This is a genomic window from Vibrio sp. sp1 (assembly GCF_016920955.1).
Lineage (GTDB): Bacteria > Pseudomonadota > Gammaproteobacteria > Enterobacterales > Vibrionaceae > Vibrio > Vibrio alginolyticus.
The window spans coordinates 1,437,140-1,457,517 of sequence record NZ_CP060590.1; the positions used below are offsets into that span (position 1 = coordinate 1,437,140).

16 protein-coding genes are annotated in these 20,378 nt (G+C 45.4%); 5 read left to right on the forward strand and 11 right to left on the reverse strand.

Translation table 11 applies throughout. From position 1 onward, the window contains the following. Nucleotides 1–87 precede the first annotated feature (87 nt). The 9 genes from H9L11_RS21860 to H9L11_RS21900 form a co-directional block, all read right to left on the reverse strand. Nucleotides 88–513: a bifunctional diaminohydroxyphosphoribosylaminopyrimidine deaminase/5-amino-6-(5-phosphoribosylamino)uracil reductase RibD gene (locus H9L11_RS21860; protein ID WP_005376542.1), complete on the reverse strand. Its 426-nt coding sequence runs from the start codon at nt 511–513 to the stop codon at nt 88–90. A gap of 49 nt (nt 514–562) precedes the next feature. Continuing rightward, entirely contained in the window at nt 563–1,864 is a 1,302-nt protein-coding gene (locus tag H9L11_RS21865; protein WP_064376980.1) for a BatD family protein, read from the reverse strand. Beyond that, on the reverse strand, nt 1,861–3,591 hold the full coding sequence (locus H9L11_RS21870; protein ID WP_064376981.1) for a VWA domain-containing protein: 1,731 nt from the start codon (nt 3,589–3,591) through the stop codon (nt 1,861–1,863). The genes H9L11_RS21865 and H9L11_RS21870 overlap by 4 nt, the downstream gene beginning before the upstream one ends. Then, nucleotides 3,584–4,654, reverse strand: coding sequence for a VWA domain-containing protein (locus tag H9L11_RS21875; RefSeq protein ID WP_033906482.1), 1,071 nt, complete (start codon nt 4,652–4,654; stop codon nt 3,584–3,586). Before H9L11_RS21875 ends, H9L11_RS21870 begins: the two co-directional genes overlap by 8 nt. Then, nucleotides 4,647–5,225, reverse strand: coding sequence for a DUF4381 domain-containing protein (locus tag H9L11_RS21880; protein ID WP_205391196.1), 579 nt, complete (start codon nt 5,223–5,225; stop codon nt 4,647–4,649). The genes H9L11_RS21875 and H9L11_RS21880 overlap by 8 nt, the downstream gene beginning before the upstream one ends. After that, a complete protein-coding gene (locus H9L11_RS21885) occupies nt 5,226–6,188 on the reverse strand; it encodes a DUF58 domain-containing protein (RefSeq protein WP_017821549.1) in 963 nt (320 codons plus the stop codon). A gap of 12 nt (nt 6,189–6,200) precedes the next feature. Then, entirely contained in the window at nt 6,201–7,184 is a 984-nt protein-coding gene (locus H9L11_RS21890; RefSeq protein ID WP_033906480.1) for a MoxR family ATPase, read from the reverse strand. An 85-nt stretch (nt 7,185–7,269) separates the two neighbouring features. Continuing rightward, nucleotides 7,270–8,571, reverse strand: coding sequence for an anaerobic sulfatase maturase (locus tag H9L11_RS21895; RefSeq protein ID WP_033906479.1), 1,302 nt, complete (start codon nt 8,569–8,571; stop codon nt 7,270–7,272). 106 nt (nt 8,572–8,677) lie between these two features. Further along, nucleotides 8,678–10,204, reverse strand: coding sequence for an arylsulfatase (locus H9L11_RS21900; protein WP_017635363.1), 1,527 nt, complete (start codon nt 10,202–10,204; stop codon nt 8,678–8,680). A 140-nt stretch (nt 10,205–10,344) separates the two neighbouring features. On the opposite strand from H9L11_RS21900, the gene H9L11_RS21905 reads away from it, so the two are divergent. Beyond that, nucleotides 10,345–11,202, forward strand: coding sequence for a LysR family transcriptional regulator (locus H9L11_RS21905; protein WP_200877253.1), 858 nt, complete (start codon nt 10,345–10,347; stop codon nt 11,200–11,202). A gap of 134 nt (nt 11,203–11,336) precedes the next feature. Here the strand turns inward: H9L11_RS21905 and H9L11_RS21910 are convergent, their stop codons facing one another. Further along, nucleotides 11,337–12,884: an arylsulfatase gene (locus tag H9L11_RS21910; RefSeq protein WP_205391197.1), complete on the reverse strand. Its 1,548-nt coding sequence runs from the start codon at nt 12,882–12,884 to the stop codon at nt 11,337–11,339. 306 nt (nt 12,885–13,190) lie between these two features. Here H9L11_RS21910 and H9L11_RS21915 point away from each other — a divergent pair, with 306 nt between their 5' ends. The 3 genes from H9L11_RS21915 (at nt 13,191) to H9L11_RS21925 (ending at nt 16,222) form a co-directional block, all read left to right on the forward strand. Continuing rightward, a complete protein-coding gene (locus tag H9L11_RS21915) occupies nt 13,191–13,577 on the forward strand; it encodes a winged helix-turn-helix domain-containing protein (RefSeq protein ID WP_025767860.1) in 387 nt (128 codons plus the stop codon). Between the two features lie 80 nt (nt 13,578–13,657). Beyond that, entirely contained in the window at nt 13,658–16,012 is a 2,355-nt protein-coding gene (locus tag H9L11_RS21920) for a fatty acid cis/trans isomerase (protein WP_205391198.1), read from the forward strand. An 18-nt stretch (nt 16,013–16,030) separates the two neighbouring features. Beyond that, nucleotides 16,031–16,222 carry a hypothetical protein gene (locus H9L11_RS21925; protein ID WP_005376565.1) on the forward strand — a complete coding sequence of 64 codons (192 nt, stop codon included), beginning with the start codon at nt 16,031–16,033 and terminating at the stop codon, nt 16,220–16,222. Between the two features lie 50 nt (nt 16,223–16,272). Here the strand turns inward: H9L11_RS21925 and torS are convergent, their stop codons facing one another. Continuing rightward, nucleotides 16,273–19,236 carry a TMAO reductase system sensor histidine kinase/response regulator TorS gene (gene torS / locus H9L11_RS21930; protein WP_205391199.1) on the reverse strand — a complete coding sequence of 988 codons (2,964 nt, stop codon included), beginning with the start codon at nt 19,234–19,236 and terminating at the stop codon, nt 16,273–16,275. An 88-nt stretch (nt 19,237–19,324) separates the two neighbouring features. Here torS and torT point away from each other — a divergent pair, with 88 nt between their 5' ends. Beyond that, the gene (gene torT / locus H9L11_RS21935; protein ID WP_033906475.1) at nt 19,325–20,329 is read left to right on the forward strand and encodes a TMAO reductase system periplasmic protein TorT; all 1,005 of its coding nucleotides are present in this window, start codon (nt 19,325–19,327) and stop codon (nt 20,327–20,329) included. The last annotated feature ends 49 nt before the right edge of the window (nt 20,330–20,378 follow it).

The following is a 20,378-nucleotide window of genomic DNA, read 5'->3' on the forward strand; positions in this document are numbered from 1 at the left end:
ATCGCTTGTTTTAATGAGTTTTAACTCAATTTTGACGCACTTCATTCACCACATAAACTGGCACCGTAGTGCAACGTAAAGCTTGGATTAGGCTTTGCCTAAGTAAGGGGTAAGAAACTCGCTGACTTCCTCGCCGCACAAACCCGTTTCTACCTCTATACCTGCTTGTTTTAGAATCTCGATACCTCGACCACTGTTGCGCGGGTCGGGGTCCAATATGGCTACGACGACTTTGCTTATGCCGGATTTGACTAATGTCACCGCGCAAGCAGGCGTGCGACCAACAAACGAACACGGTTCCAGCGTAACGTATGCCGTCACCGATTCTAACGAGCCTTGATACGCATTCAGCGCTTCCACTTCCGCGTGATTGCCACCAATCGCTTGAGTATGACCTTCAGAAACGATTTGATTGTCTTTCACTAACACGCAGCCAACCGGCGGGTTGGGTTGACATTCAGGAAGCGCATTTTTGGACACTTCCAATGCGCGGCGCATAAACTCTTGGCTCATTTGAACTCTATTCTCTAATAAAAACGAGGCGCTATATTAGCGCCCCGTTTTATTCATTGCCATCTCTTCCAATGACTTTGTCCAGTTCTGGTAACGCTCGCGGAATACGGAATTTAAAGCGTTTTTGTTTGGTCTGGATTTTGCGCCACATCGACTTCAGTAAATGAGCGCTATTTTCACCATTTTGCATTCGCGACGCACTTTTTTGCCACGATTCACTCGTATCGGCTTTGGTCATTTCTAGCTCGGCCGTATTTAAACGCAATTGTTTGTACAATATGGTCCTTGCTTCAGACCAACGTTTAGCCTTTAACAAACGGTGGAACGTCAGCCATGCTGGTGTCGGTCTGTTGCGGTAGTAACGTTTAATGGCTACCAATGAAATAATCACAAAACCCAGCAACACAAGCGTGGAAACAATCCATGCAAAGTATGTTCTGATAAAGGACTTCAACGTGTGCTTCGCGGCAAAAGTTTTGCCCTCTAACATCACCGTTTCCACTTGCTGAGTCATACTGTTCCACCAACGGAACTCATAATCTGGCAGGGTTAACTCTCCACCTTGTTGAATCACGTACACGCTCTCTTCTGTGCGTGTTGACTGGTAATCGCCACGTGTTTGCGTATCTGTCAGACGGTGAGGTTGAGGATACGCTTGGTAACGGGTTGTTGATTCTCCTTTCAACAAGTCTGGTAGCAATACAGATAGTGAATCTTGAGCCGAAATGGTGATTTTACGCGTGATTGCATCCCCAACTTTGAGTGACTCAGTGGAGGTTTCCCACTCTTGTTTTACGTCTACGTGCGTTGCAGAAAACCAAGGCGTATCACCGCTCAACAATCCCGATGGCAAGACAGTTTTGAACTTAATCGGCTGCGTATAAAGTGTGCCTGACACCTTCTCGCCATCCGGCGCCGACACCTGAACGCCCACAGCGACAGGTGGAATCACAAAATCACCAGATGCTTGTGGATACAAAGTCACTTCCCAGCGTTGACGCGACCAAGTTTGTCCCTCTTTTTGCTCAGTAAAGTTGGTTGCTAGTTGATTACGCTGTTTGGCGATAACATTGGGTATTTCAATATTGCCAATTCTCGTACCACCCGTAAACCAACGCGGCGTTGCCACTTCGATGGTTAAAATAACTTGCTCATTGACGCTAAAACTTGGTGTTTTACGCTTCTCTCCAGCCGTTGGTTGTTTACCAACCCACGCTTGTAACTCAACACCATGCTCTCGTTGAACGTCACGAATATCTTGAGCCAACACACTACTGCTCAGGAGGAAACCGAAACAGATAACTAACCACAAGGGTAAAGCAAAGTGCGTAAAACGGTGGCTTTTCATCATTGCATCGCCTCCTCTGTATTTTCGTTCGCAGTAGAGGTTGATTCTCCGGTTTCTATTGAACGCAATTGAATCTGAAACTTCGCATTTAAGAAGTATTTAGGATCCGCTTCGACTCGCTTTAACCATTTGTCGGCTAATTCTTGGCTACCTAAGATGTCGTCTGCACTTAACGTCTCTTTAATCATCAACTCCGCTGACGTTTTTTCATCCGCCCCTTCTGCGGTTTGAGGGTTATCGCCTAGCTCGGTTGATGCTTCTTGCTCTGTTCCTGCCTGACTCTCACTCATCCGGTTGATGTCCTCTACAATACCACCAATCACTTTCAAGTTATGCTCAACATCTGGTCTTAGCCTCTCGCTCAACGTTGGTTTGTTGGCTAGGGATTTTAACAAGTCACGTGCAGCCAAATATTCACGCTGACGCGCCAATGCACTCGCCGCATTATAAAGACCGTAATCTCGAACCTCTTCGGACGGGTCGTTTTGCATCTCCAAAAACGCACTGTGCGCGAGTTCAAACTCGCTAGCGTAGTAGTACGCCGTACCTTTGCGTAATGGATCGACAAAGTGTTTTGCAGCTTCTAAATACGCTTGTTGGTTGAACAAACGCTGTCCTTGTTGGTCTGGCGTCAGCCACAAATCCCACCACCATTGCGCCACCTTGTCGAAGGTCGTCACTTTTTGCACAACTTGTGGCTGCTCGGCTTTAACAGAAATGTTCTCCGCCATTGCACTGGTCGGCATCAACAGTGTACCGCTCATCATTACAATCACGCACCACTGCACTAACCACCCTTTTCTAAACCACAGCATCATGATCAACGCGATTGGAAACAGAAGTTGATAACCCATGTCTTTCCAAGGCATTGAAGATTCGCCATTAAGCTGCATATTGCGCTCAACGTATCGGTTCAGTTGCTCGATATCACTATTATCGACAGTCACTTCCACCAATCGACCGTTAGTCTGACTAGCCAGTTTTTGTAGAGAATCCAAATCCATTGGGTTGTTACTCACAATGTCAGCATTCCCTGCCGCAAGAATTAACAGTTGATAAGGTTTGCCCGAGAAATACGCTTGGTATTGCTCAATCGTGGCTGGATTAACGCCATCACTCACCAACAGAACGGTGGAGCCTGGTTGACCTTGCAATTGTTGATCAATTAACGGCAAGGCTTTTTCGGCAAGCTTACCTTGCACGGGCATAATTTCTGGCGTAATGGCCGCCAAAAATGGGTCAAATACTTTGCTGTCTTGAGTTATAGGCATTGCGACATGAGCACTGCCCGCGAACACGACTAAACCCGTTTTTCCGCCTTTTCGCACGGCTAGCAAATCGCGTACTTTCTGTTTGGAACGCTCAAGGCGGCTTGGTGGGAGATCTTTTTGCAGCATCGAGTCGCTGTTATCAAGCACCACAAGCATAGAGGCTTTATCTTCGCCAAAGGGAGAAGGTTCTCGTTGCCACGTTGGGCCTGCACAAATCACAATGGCGATGAACACAATCAGCATCAAGAGCTTAAGCGGCAGTTGCTTACGCCAGCCTCGCTCACCTATCGTCAAAGCATTGCGTAAATGTTCGGGCAGAATATCCTTCCAGCTTGGCTCGCTTTCTTCTCGCCAGCGTAACCACACCAAGAAAAACATGGGGATCAAAGCCAGTAACCACAGTGGTCGAATAAAATGAAACTGCGTAAAGAATTGCGTCCAACTAAGAGAATCAAACATCGCTCTCTCCTAATGATGATCGTGTAACAGCCCTTCTTTTAAGTGTTGCGACGCTGAACGCGAGCAAATGCATGATGACCACTAACGCCATCAAGTAATGGTGAAGGCTTTGTTTTGGGCGGTATGTGGTGCTTTCGTAAAGTTGAGGTTCCAGTTTGCCAATTTCGTCGTAGGCAGCCGATAGTTCATCACGGTTGAGTGCTTCAAACGCTTCACCGCCGGATTCTTTCGCAATGCGATGAATCGTGTCCATATCCAACGCGGTTTCACCTATCGTTTCCGGATCGCCCATCGCAATGACGTGTACTCTCACGCCTTTGGCTTTCGCAACTTTCGCCGCATCAATCGGTTCAACAAAACTGCCCGTGTCGTTACCATCGGTTAATACAATCGCGACTTTTTCACGGTTTTGGTCTTGTTCTAAAGCACTACGCGACTTATCGCTTTGCTCAAAAACTTTAATCGCTAAACCAATCGCATCACCAAGATGGGTACTCTGCCCTGCCATTGCCACATCGGTTTGGTTAAGCAGTTCGAGCCACACTTTTTGGTCTGCGGTAAATGGCGTTTGCACGAAAGCAGCATCACCAAAAAGCACCAAGCCTAATCGGTCACCTTTACGAGACTGAACAAACTCCGACAGCACTTCTTTTGCCGCATCAAGACGAGAAATTTTTTCGCCTGTACGTGAGGTGAAATCTGGCTCGGCCATGGAGCCCGAAAGATCCACCACCACCATCACATCGCGGCCTAAACTCTCGCGAACTTGAGGCTCGCCTAACACGGTGGGTTTTGCCATCGCACACACCACCAAAAGCCATGAAAGAATTAACGTTGCTCGTTGCCACCAACTCGGGGTCAACTGGCTTGCACCTTCTGATGGCGTCTCGCCAATCGCTTCCACCAGCTGACTAAAAAACGGCACTTTGATCGCCATTTGCTTAGTGCGATATGCAGGCACCAAGTAGTACACCACCAACGGCAAGGGCAAAACCAGAAACCACATTGGGTGAGCAAATTCAAAACCAGACAAACCAGTTATCGATGCAAGAAGATCATTCATGTTGACCTCCCTGATGTGCTTTGCGTTTCAATCGTGGTGATTTATTTGCCGCGCTTTTTTGAGCATCACAACGGTGCTCACTCACCCAGTTTTTCGCACGAGCAATAAGCGTTACACGATCTTCGTTGGTTAGCGTAACGCTTGGGTCGACAATACTTTGTAGCCAGCGCTTTGAAAGCTCATCGTTAAAGACCACAAGCGAGTTTGCTTGAGAATCTTCGGTTTGCGGATACAGCGCATCGAGCTTGCGCAGAAAGGCGGTATCAAACAATTTCGCGTTGCGGCTATCAATATGAATCAGCACTACTTTAAGCACAGAGAATAATACTTTTGGCATGTCTTTGTCGCTCGGGTTGATTTGCGAAATCGCCAGTAGAGCTTCTTTTCGGTAACGATTATGCCACCATTGCCGAGCCAAGCGATATGCGAAATATACCAATGCAATGAACGCAACCGCCGCTAAAGTTTTCCAGCCAATAGTTTGCGGGTACCAACTCACGCTAGATGGTACGGCCACATCATGCAGCTCTCTGAGTATGTAGGTACTTGGAGGCGTAGGAAGATCACTCATTTAACGCCCTCCTACCAGTTTTTGGAATTGTTTAATGTGCTCACCTGTCGTATCGAGTTCGATGTGCGGAAGGTGTTTCATCGCCATAAGTTGAGAGAGTGATTGACGCTGTAAGCTAGTTCGAGCCTCAAGCTTTGCGCTCGCAGCCTCTACCTTTGCTTTGCTGTCTAAATTGAGTTGATACTGCCCATCACCAACCACCCATTTCGATTTTGCCAAATCGTCTGGTAGCGCTTGTTCTAATGGGTCACTGACCATCACTGCAAGAACATCGTTGTGCTGTTGTAGCTGTTTAAGGTGATCAAGGTGGTGCTCCTCGCAGTCGCTCCAGTCGCTGATAAAAATCAAAGTGGATTGCTTGAGCTTCATGCGTTTAATAAGCTCAATCCATTGACTGAACGTTACTTTTTCGGAATTGCAGGAGTCCACATTGAGCGATTGATTGGCTTTAGCGAGACGTTTAAGTTGCGCCAGAAGATCGTTTTGCGAACGCTGTGCCTTGCTGTGAAACAACGCCTGCGGGGATGCGATGACAAAACCGACTCGGTCTCCATCTTTTAATACTCGCCACCCACACATCGCTGCGATCTCTGCCGCGACAACCGATTTCATTACTTGCGTCGAAGCAAAAAACATTGTGCTTCTCTGGTCGACACACACGATTACGTTGCGATCTTTTTCTTCTGTATAGCTGCGCACGTGCGGCTTACCTGTACGCATCGTAACTTTCCAATCAAGGTTACGAATATCGTCACCCAATTGGTAATGGCGCAGCTCTTCGAAGTTCAATCCACGACCGCGAAACAACGAATTGTGTCGGCCAGAGAGTACGCTACCCGCTTTTAGGTGAGGGAGTAAACTGAATGATTCTGCTTGTGCTTGCAGACGTACTAAACGAGCGTAATCGCAGTACAAACGGGGGTCCATCCCCTGTGATTTTGGCGCAAGAGTTGGCTTAGCCATAATGCCTCCCACTTACCCAATTTCTACACAATCTAGCAGCTCTTGTACGACTCGTTGATGATCGACCCCATCTGCCAGTGCATCGTAGGTCAAAGAAAAACGGTGGCCCAATACAGACGGAACCATGGCACGCACATCGTCAGGAGTAACGTGGTCACGTCCTTGCATCCACGCATACGCACGAGCGCATTTGTCGAGTGCGATAGAAGCACGAGGACTAGAGCCAATCTCAATCCATTTTGCTAAGTTTGAATCGGCATAACGCTCTGGCTTACGAGTCGCCATCACTAACGCAACGATGTAGTTTTCCACTAGGTCTGATACCACGATGTTTGGTAACTGACGACGCGCTTCTAGCACCACGTCTGGCTCGATGTGTTTTGGCGTAACAATTTCGCTGCTGGTTTCCGCACCCAATTCTTCACTGCGCACCAAACGAATGATGTCACGTTCGGCGTCATCTTCTGGATAATCGACGGTAACCTTCATGATAAAGCGGTCCATTTGCGCTTCTGGCAGTGGGTACGTGCCCTCTTGCTCTACTGGGTTTTGCGTTGCAAGCACCATAAATAAGTCTGGCAATACGTGAGTTTTATCGCCTACCGTGATTGTGCCTTCGGCCATGGCTTCAAGCAGTGCCGCTTGTACTTTGGCTGGTGCACGGTTGACCTCATCAGCAAGTACAATGCTGTTAAAAATTGGCCCTGACTGAAAATGGAGTTGCGGCTTACCATCCAGCTCTTGATAAACCTCAGTACCCGTCACGTCAGATGGTAAAAGATCCGGCGTAAACTGGATTCGACCAAAACTGGTGTTTAACAAGTTCGCCAACGATTTTACGGAACGTGTTTTTGCCGTTCCCGGTAAACCTTCTAGCAGAATATGCCCATTTGTTAATAACCCAATGACTAAAGCTCGAACCACGTGGCTTTGTCCAATGACGCTTTTTTCTGTTTGTTCGATGAGTTCTTTTATCGCTTGTTGTGCGTGGTTCATAGGATACCTTTTCAATGGTTTAAGCCGTCTTTTCGATAGTTAAGTATAAGAACAAATGAAATAACTTAAGGTTATATTCACTATGTTATCTTTGCGGTTCTTGAGATTGGAGAAGTTGTGCAAGACCAACCAACATCGGTAACGCATAATCAAAGAACATTTTGATTCCCGAACACAAATAGTTTAGACCACTCTCACCATTCGGCGTTTTGATCAAACGGTTTTTTGGGCACTCACCCCAACAATAAGGCAAGTAAGGGCATTGCTTACAATACGTCGGCAATGAATCGCGTTTTGCCATGCCAAAAGTATATTGTCTTGTAGAGAAGGCCATTTCATTCAGTGAGTGTTCATGAATGTTGGCGAGTTTGTATTCTGGATACACATAGTGGTCGCAACTGAACACGTCGCCATTGTGCTCAATCGCCAACCCTTTGCCACAAAACTCCGCCGTCACGCAAAGCTGAGACGGTTTCCCCATTACTTGCGCCACCGCGGTTTCAAACAGATTAACCAGCACACGGCCAAGATCGTTATTCACCCACTCTTCAAAGGTCGCCATTAAAAAGCGTCCCCAGTCTTCAGGATCGACTGACCAATCCGTTACAATCGACATTGGATGCCCCGGTTTAGCCAGATCACTGCCTTTGGTTGGGATCATCTGTTCGTTCCAAAACTGCGGCGCGGTTGTTTGAAAGTTGTTGGCTTCTACCACCGGCGCAAACTGAATATAAGTCACACCCAATTCTTGGGTTAAAAATCGATATACTTCGAGCGGGTATTTCGCATTGTGACGATTCACCGTGACCAACGCGTTGAATTTCACGCCATGCGCTTTGAGCTTATCTACCGCTTTCATCACGAGATCAAACGTTGGCTTACCGCTGCGGGTTTTGCGATATTTGTCGTGCAGCTCTCGTGGTCCATCAATCGACAAGCCAACTAGGAAGTTGTGCTCTTTTAAAAACGCACACCACTCATCGTTTAGCAAAATGCCGTTGGTCTGAAGGTCGTTTTCAATGCGAACGCCTTTCGGCTGATATTTCTTTTGCAAAGCTACGACATTGCGGAAATAGTCCAACCCAAGCAGCGTCGGCTCCCCGCCCTGCCATGAGAATACAATTTCTTCGCCATCCTGACTTTCGATATAGCTTTTCACGAACGCTTCCAGTGTTGCGTCGTCCATTTTTGGCTGCTTTTCTTGGTGCAGTAGATTTTCTTTATGCAGATAAAAGCAGTACTGACAATCGATGTTGCACTTTGCTCCGCCTGGCTTTGCCATCACATGGAATCGACGGTCATACGCGCCCAGAACAGGCGCTTTAGACGCCGTTTTAAGAGGAACAATAGGCATAGTAGTAGAATGGCGAGGGGAAATCTTACTCATACGTTTCTCACTGTTACATATACCCAAATAACCTCGTGAGCGCTGTACAGCAAAAGTGAAGCTATTTGGGTATATAGCGCTCCAAAAAGCGCTATATAATCTTAATTTACTTAGAAGACTTAGGTACGAACGAACCTGCTTCCATACGAGGCGGGAATTCTTTGAATGTACCCATCACCTCTTTCACTGTATCCATTGCTGGCATCATTAAGAATGAACGCTCGTACATCCAACGAGAATAACCCATGCCTTGATCGCCTCGTTCAAATGGATCAATGCTCAAGTCAAAGATCAGTGGCACACGAAGTTTAGTGAACGGCTTACGCCATACATCCATACCCGTTTCATTCTCTTGAATCATAAAGTGGAACTTGTACTTTCCTTGGCGCAATGCCACAAGATCGCCGTCGTCGCTCCAGTAAACGAACTCATTTCGTGCGGATTTGTCTGACTTACCCGTTAAATATGGCAGTTGGTTGTAACCGTCTAGGTGAACTTTGTAGTCCATATCACCAACTTTTTTGCCTTTTAGTAGCTCGTCTTTAACTTTGGTATCACCTGCCGCAGCAACTAGTGTCGGGAAAAAGTCCTCTAATGACATCATGCCGTTGAATGTTTTACCTGCCTCAATTTTTCCAGGCCATTTAATCAACATTGGCACACGGAAACTCCCTTCCCAGCCAGTGTTTTTCTCTGAGCGGAACGGTGTCATCCCTGCATCCGGCCACAAATCCACCATAGGGCCGTTGTCAGTGGTGTAAACAATGATTGTATTGTCATCCACACCTAACTCTTTGATCTTGTTAAGTAGCTGACCGATTTGGTCATCGTGCTGCTTAACACCATCCGCGTAGAAACCGGCACCTGTTTTACCTTGGTATTCTTCAGGAACATGCGTGAAGTTGTGCATGCGAGTGGTGTTAAACCAAGTAAAGAACGGCTTGTCCGCTTTTACTTGTTTTTCTATGAAGCTCTCTGCGGCATCAAGAAACTCACCATCAACATTTTCCATACGCTTACGCGTTAGTGGACCGGTATCTTCGATTTTGCCATCAGCGTAAGAATGGATAACGCCACGAGGGCCAAATTTCTTCTTGAACTCCGGATCTTTAGGGTAATCCACGTTCTCTGGCTCTTCTTCTGCGTTCAAGTGGTATAGGTTGCCGAAGAATTCATCAAAACCGTGGTTGGTAGGAAGATGCTCGTCTCGGTCACCTAAATGGTTCTTACCAAATTGTCCGGTTGCGTAACCCATTTGTTTAAGCACGGTTGCAATCGTCGGATCTTTTTCCGAGATACCTTCCGGAGCGCCTGGTAAGCCCACTTTTGATAGACCTGTACGTTTTGGCATTTGACCAGTGATGAATGCAGAACGGCCTGCTGTCGAGCTTTGCTGCGCGTAGAAGTTAGTGAACTTCGCACCTTCTTTAGCAATGCTATCGATGTTTGGCGTGTTGTACGCCATCATGCCTTGGTTGTAGGTACTAAGGTTCCAGTAACCAACATCATCACCAAAGATGACAAGAATGTTGGGTTTGTCCGCTGCATGTGCAACTGCAGATGCAGCGCCCAAAGCTAACGTACATGCGTTAAGTACGAGTTTTTTACTGCTCGTTTTGGTCGCATTTTTCATATTATCTCCAAGAGTTCGCTAGTGCGTAAAAATGGTATTCGCTTTTCAATACCATTGTTGATATAAGATAAAGCACTAATTTCAGGCGATAAATGCAGTCAAAATTAGTTAACCTATAAATTAAATTTATGAGTGACGTTATGGACTTGAATTTGATCCAAACTTTTCTTGTTGTTGCGGAGTTTCAATCTTATACAAAAGCCGCGGAACAATTAGGGCTTACACAACCTGCTGTGAGCGCTGCAATAAAGCGTTTAGAGCAAGTCGTCGATAAGCAATTATTCGTTAAAAAAGGGCGAGGTATCGCACTAACCTCCACCGCTTATCAATTACTGCCGCAACTCCAGCAAGCGGTTAATATTATTGACAATGCGATATCTGATAAAAATCATTTTGAAGTGTGTTGTTCGGAAATTTTGTTGCACATTATGGACCCGATAAAGAACACTATTTTTTATGAATCACCACCCGAAAAATTCCTATTATTTGAGCTGTTAAGACAACAAAAAGTCGATCTAGTAATCGATACGGTGATCACGAAAGATGCAGCGTTTATTATTGAAGATGCCTATGAGGAAGAAGCCGTGGTTATCTGTAGTGAGAACCATCCCCGTGTACACGGCACGCTCACAAAAGAGCAATTTTATGAGGAAACTCACTGTTTATTTTCAGGAAAATGGAACAACATGTCGGGGTTCGAGCAACTAGCAAAGGAAACAATTCAAGAAAGAAAAGTCGACTTGATCACATCTTCGCTAGCGGGCATGGCGCTGTATGTCGCCCAAAGAGACAGTTTAGGGATCGTGTCTCAATCTTTTGCAAACAAGTGGAGCAAAGCGCTCAAACTTCAAATTTTGCCCTGCCCCATTTCGATACGCTCTATCCCTTACAAGTTCGTCTACCATAAGCGAGAGGTAAACAACCCAGCCCACATCGCTCTACGTGAAAAAATCAAAGCCAACTTAACGGCAGCCCACTACGAACCAATTTGTTTATAAATCTTGTCAATTGAAGCGTTAGGCGTTTTCGTCATCAAGCTTTCTACAAACCTTAATAGATAGAATTTTACAGATAAAAAAGAGGCTCACTTTAATGAGCCTCTTTCTAGATGTGGAACTTCACTTAGCTTTTCTTACTTATTTGGGTTCTCTTTTAGTTTCTCCATCACTTGATCGAGCGAGAAGCTTGCTGCTTTTTGCCTTGGTGGGAACTCTTTAAACGTTTCAAGGAATCTGCCTACGTAAGCTTGCGCAGGAACAAGCATGTAAGCACGGTCTAGCATCCAATCGTAGTAAGTGTTAGAAGTGATATCAGCCACTTCGTAAGGATCCATACGCAAGTTGAAGATCTTAGGAACACGAAGTGTGGTGAATGGTTCAGCCCAAATACGCAACGTACCTTTTGCTCGTTGCTCCATAAAGACCAGCTTCCATTTGTTATAGCGAAGTGCAGTTAAGTCTCCATCATCTGAGAAGTAAAAAATTTCTTCACGTGGGGCCTTATCCTCTTTACCAGTCAAATATGGTAGGAAGTTATAGCCGTCTAGGTGAACTTTGAATTTCTTACCATTCGCACTATAACCTTTGAGCAATTTCTCTTTGATATTGTAATCACCCGCGGCAGCAACGAACGTTGGCATCCAGTCCATGTGATGCATGATATCATTCGAAACAGAGCCAGCTTTAATTTTACCCGGCCAACGTACCATCGCAGGAACTCGGTACGCACCTTCCCAGTTGGTATTTTTCTCTCCACGGAATGGCGTTGTGCCTGCATCTGGCCACGAGTTCATGTGTGGGCCATTATCGGTGGAGTAAAAGACGATTGTGTTGTCTTTAATACCCAAATCATCCACTTTTTTCAGCAGCTGACCTACATGATTATCATGCTCGACCATACCATCTGCATACTCGCTGATGCCTGTTTTTCCAGAGTTCTCTTCTTTCACATGAGTACGGAAGTGCATACGAGTTGCGTTCCACCAGACAAAGAAAGGTTTTTCAGCCTTGACTGCACGATCCATAAAGTCGAGTGCCGCATCTAACGTCTCTTCATCCACGGTTTCCATGCGCTTGCGAGTTAGAGGTCCTGTATCTTCAATTTTGCCATCAGCGTACGAACGGATAACGCCGCGCGGACCGAACTTTTTACGAAACTCAGGATCTTTAGGATAATCGACGTTTTCTGGCTCCTCCTCGGCGTTCAAGTGATAAAGGTTGCCAAAAAATTCATCGAAGCCGTGATTAGTAGGAAGGTGCTCATCTTTATCACCTAAGTGGTTTTTACCAAATTGCCCTGTCATATAGCCCATCGGCTTCAGCATTTCGGCAATGGTTGCGTCCTCTTCCTTCAAGCCAAGATCAGCACCTGGAAGCCCCACTTTACTCAAACCTGTTCTAAGAACGGTTTGGCCCGTAATGAAAGTAGAACGGCCCGCTGTACAAGATTGCTCACCGTAATAGTCAGTGAACATCATGCCTTCTTTGGCGATACTGTCTATATTTGGTGTTTTGTACCCCATCAAGCCAAACGTGTAAGCACTGAGATTGGACTGGCCAATATCATCACCCCAAATGACGAGAATATTTGGTTTCTCTGCTGCGATACTGCTACTTGTCGCACCGATTAAAGCGGCGGCAAGAATCGCTAATCGGCGTTTAACGCCATATTTCGCTGTCATATAAACCTCTGTGTGTATTAGAAAAGTGCTTCCTGCAACAGAATGTATAGTTCACAAATAGCGGATAAGCGAATTTACTAAATGAGAATTCTTTCTATCTTTGCCTAACATTACACCGTTATTTGTAGCTAATACGCACTCCAATAGCACTTTAGTTCAGAGCGCCATCGCACCATTCATCACTACTGGTAATCTCAAGTATTAAGATTGTCTACGCATATCACAGTGCTCATAAAGTACCTGATTGCTTTTACATAAATATTAATGATAATACGTTTTACTACTATTAATAATTAAGGTGCCCGTGTGCTTGACTCCAAGGTTTCAAATGGAAAAACTTCCCAATGCCAACACAACGGCGTTCACCATAATGATGAGGAGCTATTACTAGATAAGCGCACTCACTCTGTGGTACTCAATTACTTGCCAAACAAGAAATCTGTTCAGTTGACAAGCATTCAATTTAAGCTGCTGCAAACTCTCACTCACCATCAAGATCAAGTACTTAGTAAGCATTTTCTTTACGAAACAGTACTAAAACGTGAATTTACTGAACATGATCGAGCACTCGATATGCACATGAGCAGAATGAGAAAGCGTCTAGTTCACGAAGGCGTTCCAACAGACAGAATTCAGACAGTCCACCGCCAGGGTTACATTTTCAAGCGCTCAAACAATCAACAGAAAAATTAACGCTAATTGACCCAACTTTTGGTAATTGACCGCTTATTTTGCTTTAATTAATGCAAATTCTAATCACGTAAAGTAACTCAATGAATTTGCGCTTAATTTTTACACTTTGCATTGCTACTTTGTTTGCCGGCTGTGCAACCTATGCTGGTCTTAACTATGACCAACTGTTTGGTCCACAGCTCGTGCGTGAACGCACAGTTGACGTGGAAACCCCTCAAGCAAACTTCTTCCAAAGCGAAGTTAAACCCATTATGGATAACCGCTGTGTCGTCTGCCACGCGTGCTACGATGCACCATGTCAGCTTAAGCTCTCTTCTGTTGAAGGCATTGACCGTGGTGCGAGTAAAGCACTGGTATATGAAGGAACAAGACTCACAGCCGCAGCACCAACACGCTTATTCGAAGATGCAGAAACAACCCAAGAGTGGCGCGATGCGGGTTTTCATCCGGTTCTCAACGAACGTGATCAAAGCATGGCAGCCAACATTGACGCAGGCCTTATCGCACGTTTGCTACAGCAAAAAGAGCGCCACCCATTGCCTGACCAAGTCCAGTTAGAAGGCTTTGACTTTTCGATAGACCGAGAGCAAACCTGTCCAACGATTGAAGAATACGAGCAATACGAAAAGGATAACCCAACCTGGGGCATGCCTTTTGGTATGCCAAATCTATCAAACAGTGAATACCACACTCTCATGACTTGGTTGGAAAACGGCGCAATAATGAACGTTCACCAACCTGTTAGTGAGAATGAGCAAGCGCAAATAGATAAGTACGAAACATTACTTAACCACTCTGATTTGAAAAATCAGCTGATGGCTAGGTATATATATGAGCATTTGTTTTTATCTCATCTCTACTTTTCGGAACTCGATGAAGATCCCCGATTCTTCACGCTCGTCCGCTCTGCGACACCACCAGGACAGCCCGTCAAACGTATTTCAACGCGTCGCCCGTACGATGATCCAGGGGTTGAACGTGTGTTTTATCGAATTATTCCAGAGCAAGGGACCATAGTAGATAAAACTCACATGCCATTCGCGTTAAACAAGCAACGCATAGAGAACTGGAAAACTTGGTTTATTGATGCTGATTACATGGTTAGTAAGCTACCGAGTTATGAACCAGAAGTTGCTGCAAACCCGATGACATCATTCATCGACCTTCCAGTGAAGTCGCGCTTTAAGTTCATGCTAGATAATGCACAAAATACAATAATGGCATACATCAAAGGCCCAGTTTGTCGTGGCCAACTGGCATTGAATGTTATCAATGATCGCTTTTGGGTGTTTTTCCTTGATCCAGATAAAGCAGACATCCCAGAAGTAAATGAGTTTTACCGATCTCAGGCTGATAACCTAAAACTACCGGCAGAACAAGAAAGTAACACGCTACCTGTTACCAACTGGGTCAAGTACGCGCGCCAGCAAGCTCGCTACCTAGAGGCTAAATCTGAGTTCACTAATAACTGGTTTAAAGAAGGTGAAAACCTATCCACCGATGTAATTTGGGACGGTAATGGCACCAACCATAATGCGGCATTAACGATATTCCGCCATTTTGATAGTGCTTCTGTTGTTCAAGGGTTAGTTGGTGAGCAGCCTAAAACAGTGTGGATTCTTGACTACGCGTTACTAGAGCGTATCCACTATTTGCTTGTTGCTGGGTTTGACGTTTACGGTAACTTCGGCCATCAGCTCATGACACGAATGTTTATGGACTTCTTGCGTCTAGAAGGCGAAAGTAACTTTATCTCGTTGTTACCCGCCGATATGCGCCATGAACTGCAATCTAGCTGGTATAAAGATCAAAGCCCGCAGTTGAGTGACTTTTTACAACGAAATGTGAAGCCGTTTAACCAACCAACCAGCGTTCAGTATAAGAGTGACGATCCAAAAACGGAGTTGGTGGAGTTGTTGAGCGAACATGTTTCAGATGTGCTTCTGCCTCGCTACGAAATTCAAGACACGGCTCTTTCTGCGAGTAGTGAAAAGCAACTAAAACGTATTGACCACGTTCGTGGTGAAGGCCTAAAAACCGTTCCGCAAATCACTATGCTTATGGTGAGAAGTCAATCAGGGGAAGATGAACTGTTCACCTTACTTCACAACAATGCACACACAAACATCTCTAGCTTGTTTGATGAAGAAAGTAACCGTGACTTTGCTAACGATGATATGACCATTGTACGCGGCGTTGTGGGAAGCTACCCTGCGGCATTTTTCTCGATCAACGAAAACCAAGTAAAAGATTTTGTCGATCAATTTAGTGCCATCCAAAACGAGTCCGATTACGTTAAGTTATTGGATAATTTTGCGATTCGTAGAAGCTCAGAAAAATTCTGGTCATTTAGCGATCGTTTACACAATTGGTACCGTACAAAACAACCGATCGAATTTGGATTACTTGACTATAATCGTTTTGAGAATCGATGATGATTTAAGGGGGTTCTCATGGGTATCCGAGATAACATTGCCGCTCTTGAACAACAGATTTACGTTGCTTGTTCTGAGGGAGACTACGAAACGGTCAATATGCTTGAGCATCAACTCGAATACTTGCGTGGCAAAGTGGAACATCCTTTTGATGATGACCCTTATGCCCTAGACACTCGATTCGAGTGGGAAGATGACATGACCGAATAGAAAAAACCTCCGGAAAGCCGGAGGTTTTTTTATTTTCAATGCTCGATGGATTACTTCGCCATTAACTCATCCAGAGCTTGAATTGATGCAGACACTTGAGAAACTAAATCATCTTTAGTCGCATTATAGGTATCTAAAGGTTGAGCCGCGGCTTCAATTGCTTGGCAAGCGTTCATTAATGCAGTTAGTCCTAAACTTCCCGCGCTGCCCTTTAATTTATGGGCAAGGTTCTTTACTTCTTTACTATCATTGTCCTCAGCAGACGCTTGCAGTTTGCTTAATACATCAGTGCTGGTGGATCTAAACAGATTAATAATGTGCAACATCTTATCTCTGCCCAAGATTTTCATATCGGACTCAATCACGCTCGGATTAATGATAACCACATCGGGTTCCTTTTTTTGGGGTGCTTGAACGACCTTTGATTGTAGCTCTTGTTCTTGAGGCGAAATTTGATCAAACGGGGTACAGTCGGCATTTTGTGGCAACAACAACGGCTTTCCGTCTAGCGCATCCTGAATCAATGCCGCGAGTGCCTCTTTTGCCAATGGCTTAGGCAAGTATCCGTCAAAACCAGCGGCTAGATAGCACTCAACTTCTTCCGCAAAAACGTGCGCAGACACTGCAATCATTGGCGTGACGGCAAGCGCTTTATTGGCCGGCTTATCACACTCAATCCGCTTTAAGCGTTGGATCAACTCAGTTCCATCACAATCAGGGAGGTTGATGTCGACTAAAGCGATATCAAAATCCTGTGTGCTGATCAGTTGCTCTGCTTGTGAGCCGTTTTCCGCCATCACGACTTGATGCCCCATGCTTTCTAGAAAGCCTTCCGCGACCACTCGGTTGACTTCATTATCTTCTACTAGCAAGACCTTTGCTTTCACTTTGCAACGTGCGGTTGCCACGGTTCCTGTTTCAACAGGTTCGCTTTCCTCTAACGGAATAGAGAACCAAAATCGGCTACCATTTCCCTCTTCGGAATCGACTTCTAAAACACCGCCCATCGCTTCAATGATTCGCTTACTGATAGCAAGTCCAAGCCCCGTGCCTCCAGTTTGGCTCATCCCACCTTCAGCTTGCGTGAAGGCATCAAACAACGTTCTCTGGTATTTTTTGGCAATTCCTATTCCAGTGTCTGATACTTCAAACAGGACTTGCGACTCATCCTCAGGGTTCAGGCTAACGTAGATATCAATTTCTCCTTCGTCAGTGAACTTAATCGCGTTACCAACAAGATTGTTCAGCACCTGACTGATTCTGGTGACATCGCCTTTCCAGTAGCGACTAACATCGCTTTCAATATGGTAGGAGAACAGCAACTTCTTCTCTTGTGCTCGACTGTTCATTAACTGGAAAGTGTCCTCCACCATTTGGTGTAAATCGAAGCCCATGTGACGAATTTCTAAATGCCCCGCTTCAATCTTGGAGTAATCCAGCACATCATTAAGGATCGCGAGCAACGTTTTACCACTACGATTAATGATTTCCGCATAACGCTTTTGAATTGGGTTGAGGCCTGAGTCAATCAGCAAGCGTGCTGTCCCCAACACTCCGTTCATTGGCGTTCTTATCTCATGGCTCATCGTCGCCAAGAAAGCCGATTTTGCTCGGCTCGCTTGCTCTGCTTGCTTGCGAGCTTTAGCGTGATTCAAAACCTCTTCATTCAAACGGCGGTTTGCTTGTTTTAACTGCGAAGTGCGCTGCTCAACGAGCTCTTCTAAATGCTCTTTATGCTCCTCAAGCTCTCGCTTGGCTTGAGCTTCACCCTCTGCTACCACTTTTAGTGCTTGCGCGGTATTACGAGCCGTGATGATGGCCAGCCCCATATGCGCCAACTCATCTTTGCCTTTCACTTCCAACTCAACCGCTAAGTTACCCTGTGCCACAGACAGCAACGCAGCGGAATATTCCGCTAACCGCTTCACAACAGAAAGGTACACCACACGCCATAAAATCAGCACCAATACAATCAAACCAACAATTGAAATAACGGTTAAAGACCACTGAGCGAATTTCAGTGTGCTGGTCAATTGGTCTACAGCGACGGTAGTGGTTTTGTTTGAATCATCAACCAATTTGTTGACCGTGCCATTCAGCTCTGAGAACAACTCTAATGTCTTTTGCATCAGTTGTTGTGACTGTTCGTTATTCTCGTATTGCTGCATCAGTATAGAAAATACGACCTGACGCTTACCAAGCTCTATGAGCAGTTGGCTCATTTGCTTAGAGCGCGTAGGATCTTCCACAGCGAGTACACGGCGTTGCATGATTTTGAGGTTGCTATCGAAATCACTTTGAACCTGTTGAATTCGCTCAATATTCGTTAATGTCCGAGCCTCTTCAATCTGATTCAACATTTTAAAGGCCAACAAGTGCAGTTCATGCAATCGCTCAGTCAGATCAAGATCGACCTCCACCAGTGCATCTAGCGCCTGATAAACTTGCGATTTTTTATTCGATTCTAATAAGTCATAAATATGCGTGACGTTAGCAACAGCAATGGTGCTTGTATTCTGAACTTGCGTACGAGTTAGTTGTTCTAGCTCTTCACTGAGCAGACGCATTTCTTCAACACGAGTATCTATCTCTTTTGCAAGCCACAGCTTTTTTTCAACCGAAACACCGAGTTCTGCCAAATTGTCGATAACGTTCTGGACGTTATTCTCTAAAGCTTCTAACAATTGAGAATCGAACGACTCACTCCCGAGCTCCTTGATGTGAGTGAGTAAAGACTCGAGCTGTTCGAACAGCACTCGCCCTGACTCCTTTCTTTCCTGCTCGTTTCTTGCGTTCGACAACATTTGTACAGACGAAATAATACGAGTACTCAACTCAGAGACTTGCCTCGCCTCAATCATGGCGGGAATCGCAGAATCCACGACATTTCTTTCGGTTTTGGCAACCAAAGAAAATCCAGACACACCAATAAGTGCCGATAACATGACCAGTATTGCCATCGCAATGAAAGACAACAAAAGTTTACGACCGATGCTTGCAGTTGCTAGCAGCATATTTTCATGACCTTAATGTTCGTGTTCAGCGACATATTACGTTATATTTTGCAGTGTTTACTTAATCTATGCCAACGAACTTCATTTCATGGTTAAAAATCAACACGCATTTCGCACATTTTTCAAACATTCTGCAGCCACTTTAACCCTCGTTGCTTCTTTGCCAGCGGTTGCCGCAGAGAAAATATGTGCAATATACCCTCACCTAAAGGATTCATACTGGTTGTCAGTAAACTATGGAATGGTGTCCGAAGCGAAAAGAGAAGGTGTCGAGCTACGAGTTCTTGAAGCGGGCGGCTACCCAAACAAAACCCGTCAAGAACAACAACTCGCACTGTGTAACCAATGGGGAGCAGATGCAGTTATCCTTGGGACCGTGGACCCACAGGCTTACGAGCATTCACTTAAAAATTGGGTAGGGAATACTCCCGTTTTTGCTACTGTGAACCAACTCGACTTGGATGAAGAACAAAGTGAGTTGCTAAAAGGGACTGTCGGTGTTGACTGGCATTGGATGGGATACGAAGCGGGTCAATATTTGGCAGCTCGTCATCCAAAGGGGTCAGGAAAGACCAACATTGCCTTACTTTTGGGGCCGCGAACTCGTGGTGGTACGAAACCCGTTACTGCCGGATTTTATGAAGCGATACAAGGAAGTGATATCAACATTGTTGACTCATTTTGGGCAGACAACGACAAGGAGTTACAACGTAACCTAGTTCAACGTGTGATCGATATGGGAAATATAGATTACATTGTTGGCAGTGCAGTGGCGATTGAAGCGGCCATCAGTGAGCTGCGCAGTGCCGGCAAAGCTGAGGAGATCGGTTTAGTTTCTGTGTACTTAAGTCATGGTGTATATCGAGGCCTGTTACGTAACAAAGTGCTCTTCGCACCAACAGATAAAATGGTGCAGCAAGGTCGGCTTTCCGTGATGCAAGCAACGCATTACTTAAGGGGTGAAGCTTATGACAAACATGCCTCACCAACCATCAAACCACTGACTCCGAAGACGCTTCATGACGACACGATCGAAGAATCGTTATCTCCGTCAGAATATAGGCCGACATTCCGTGTTAAGGCTGTTGATTGAAAGACCAAAAACGTGTTCTATTGAGTCACAACAATTTTAAAATCATATA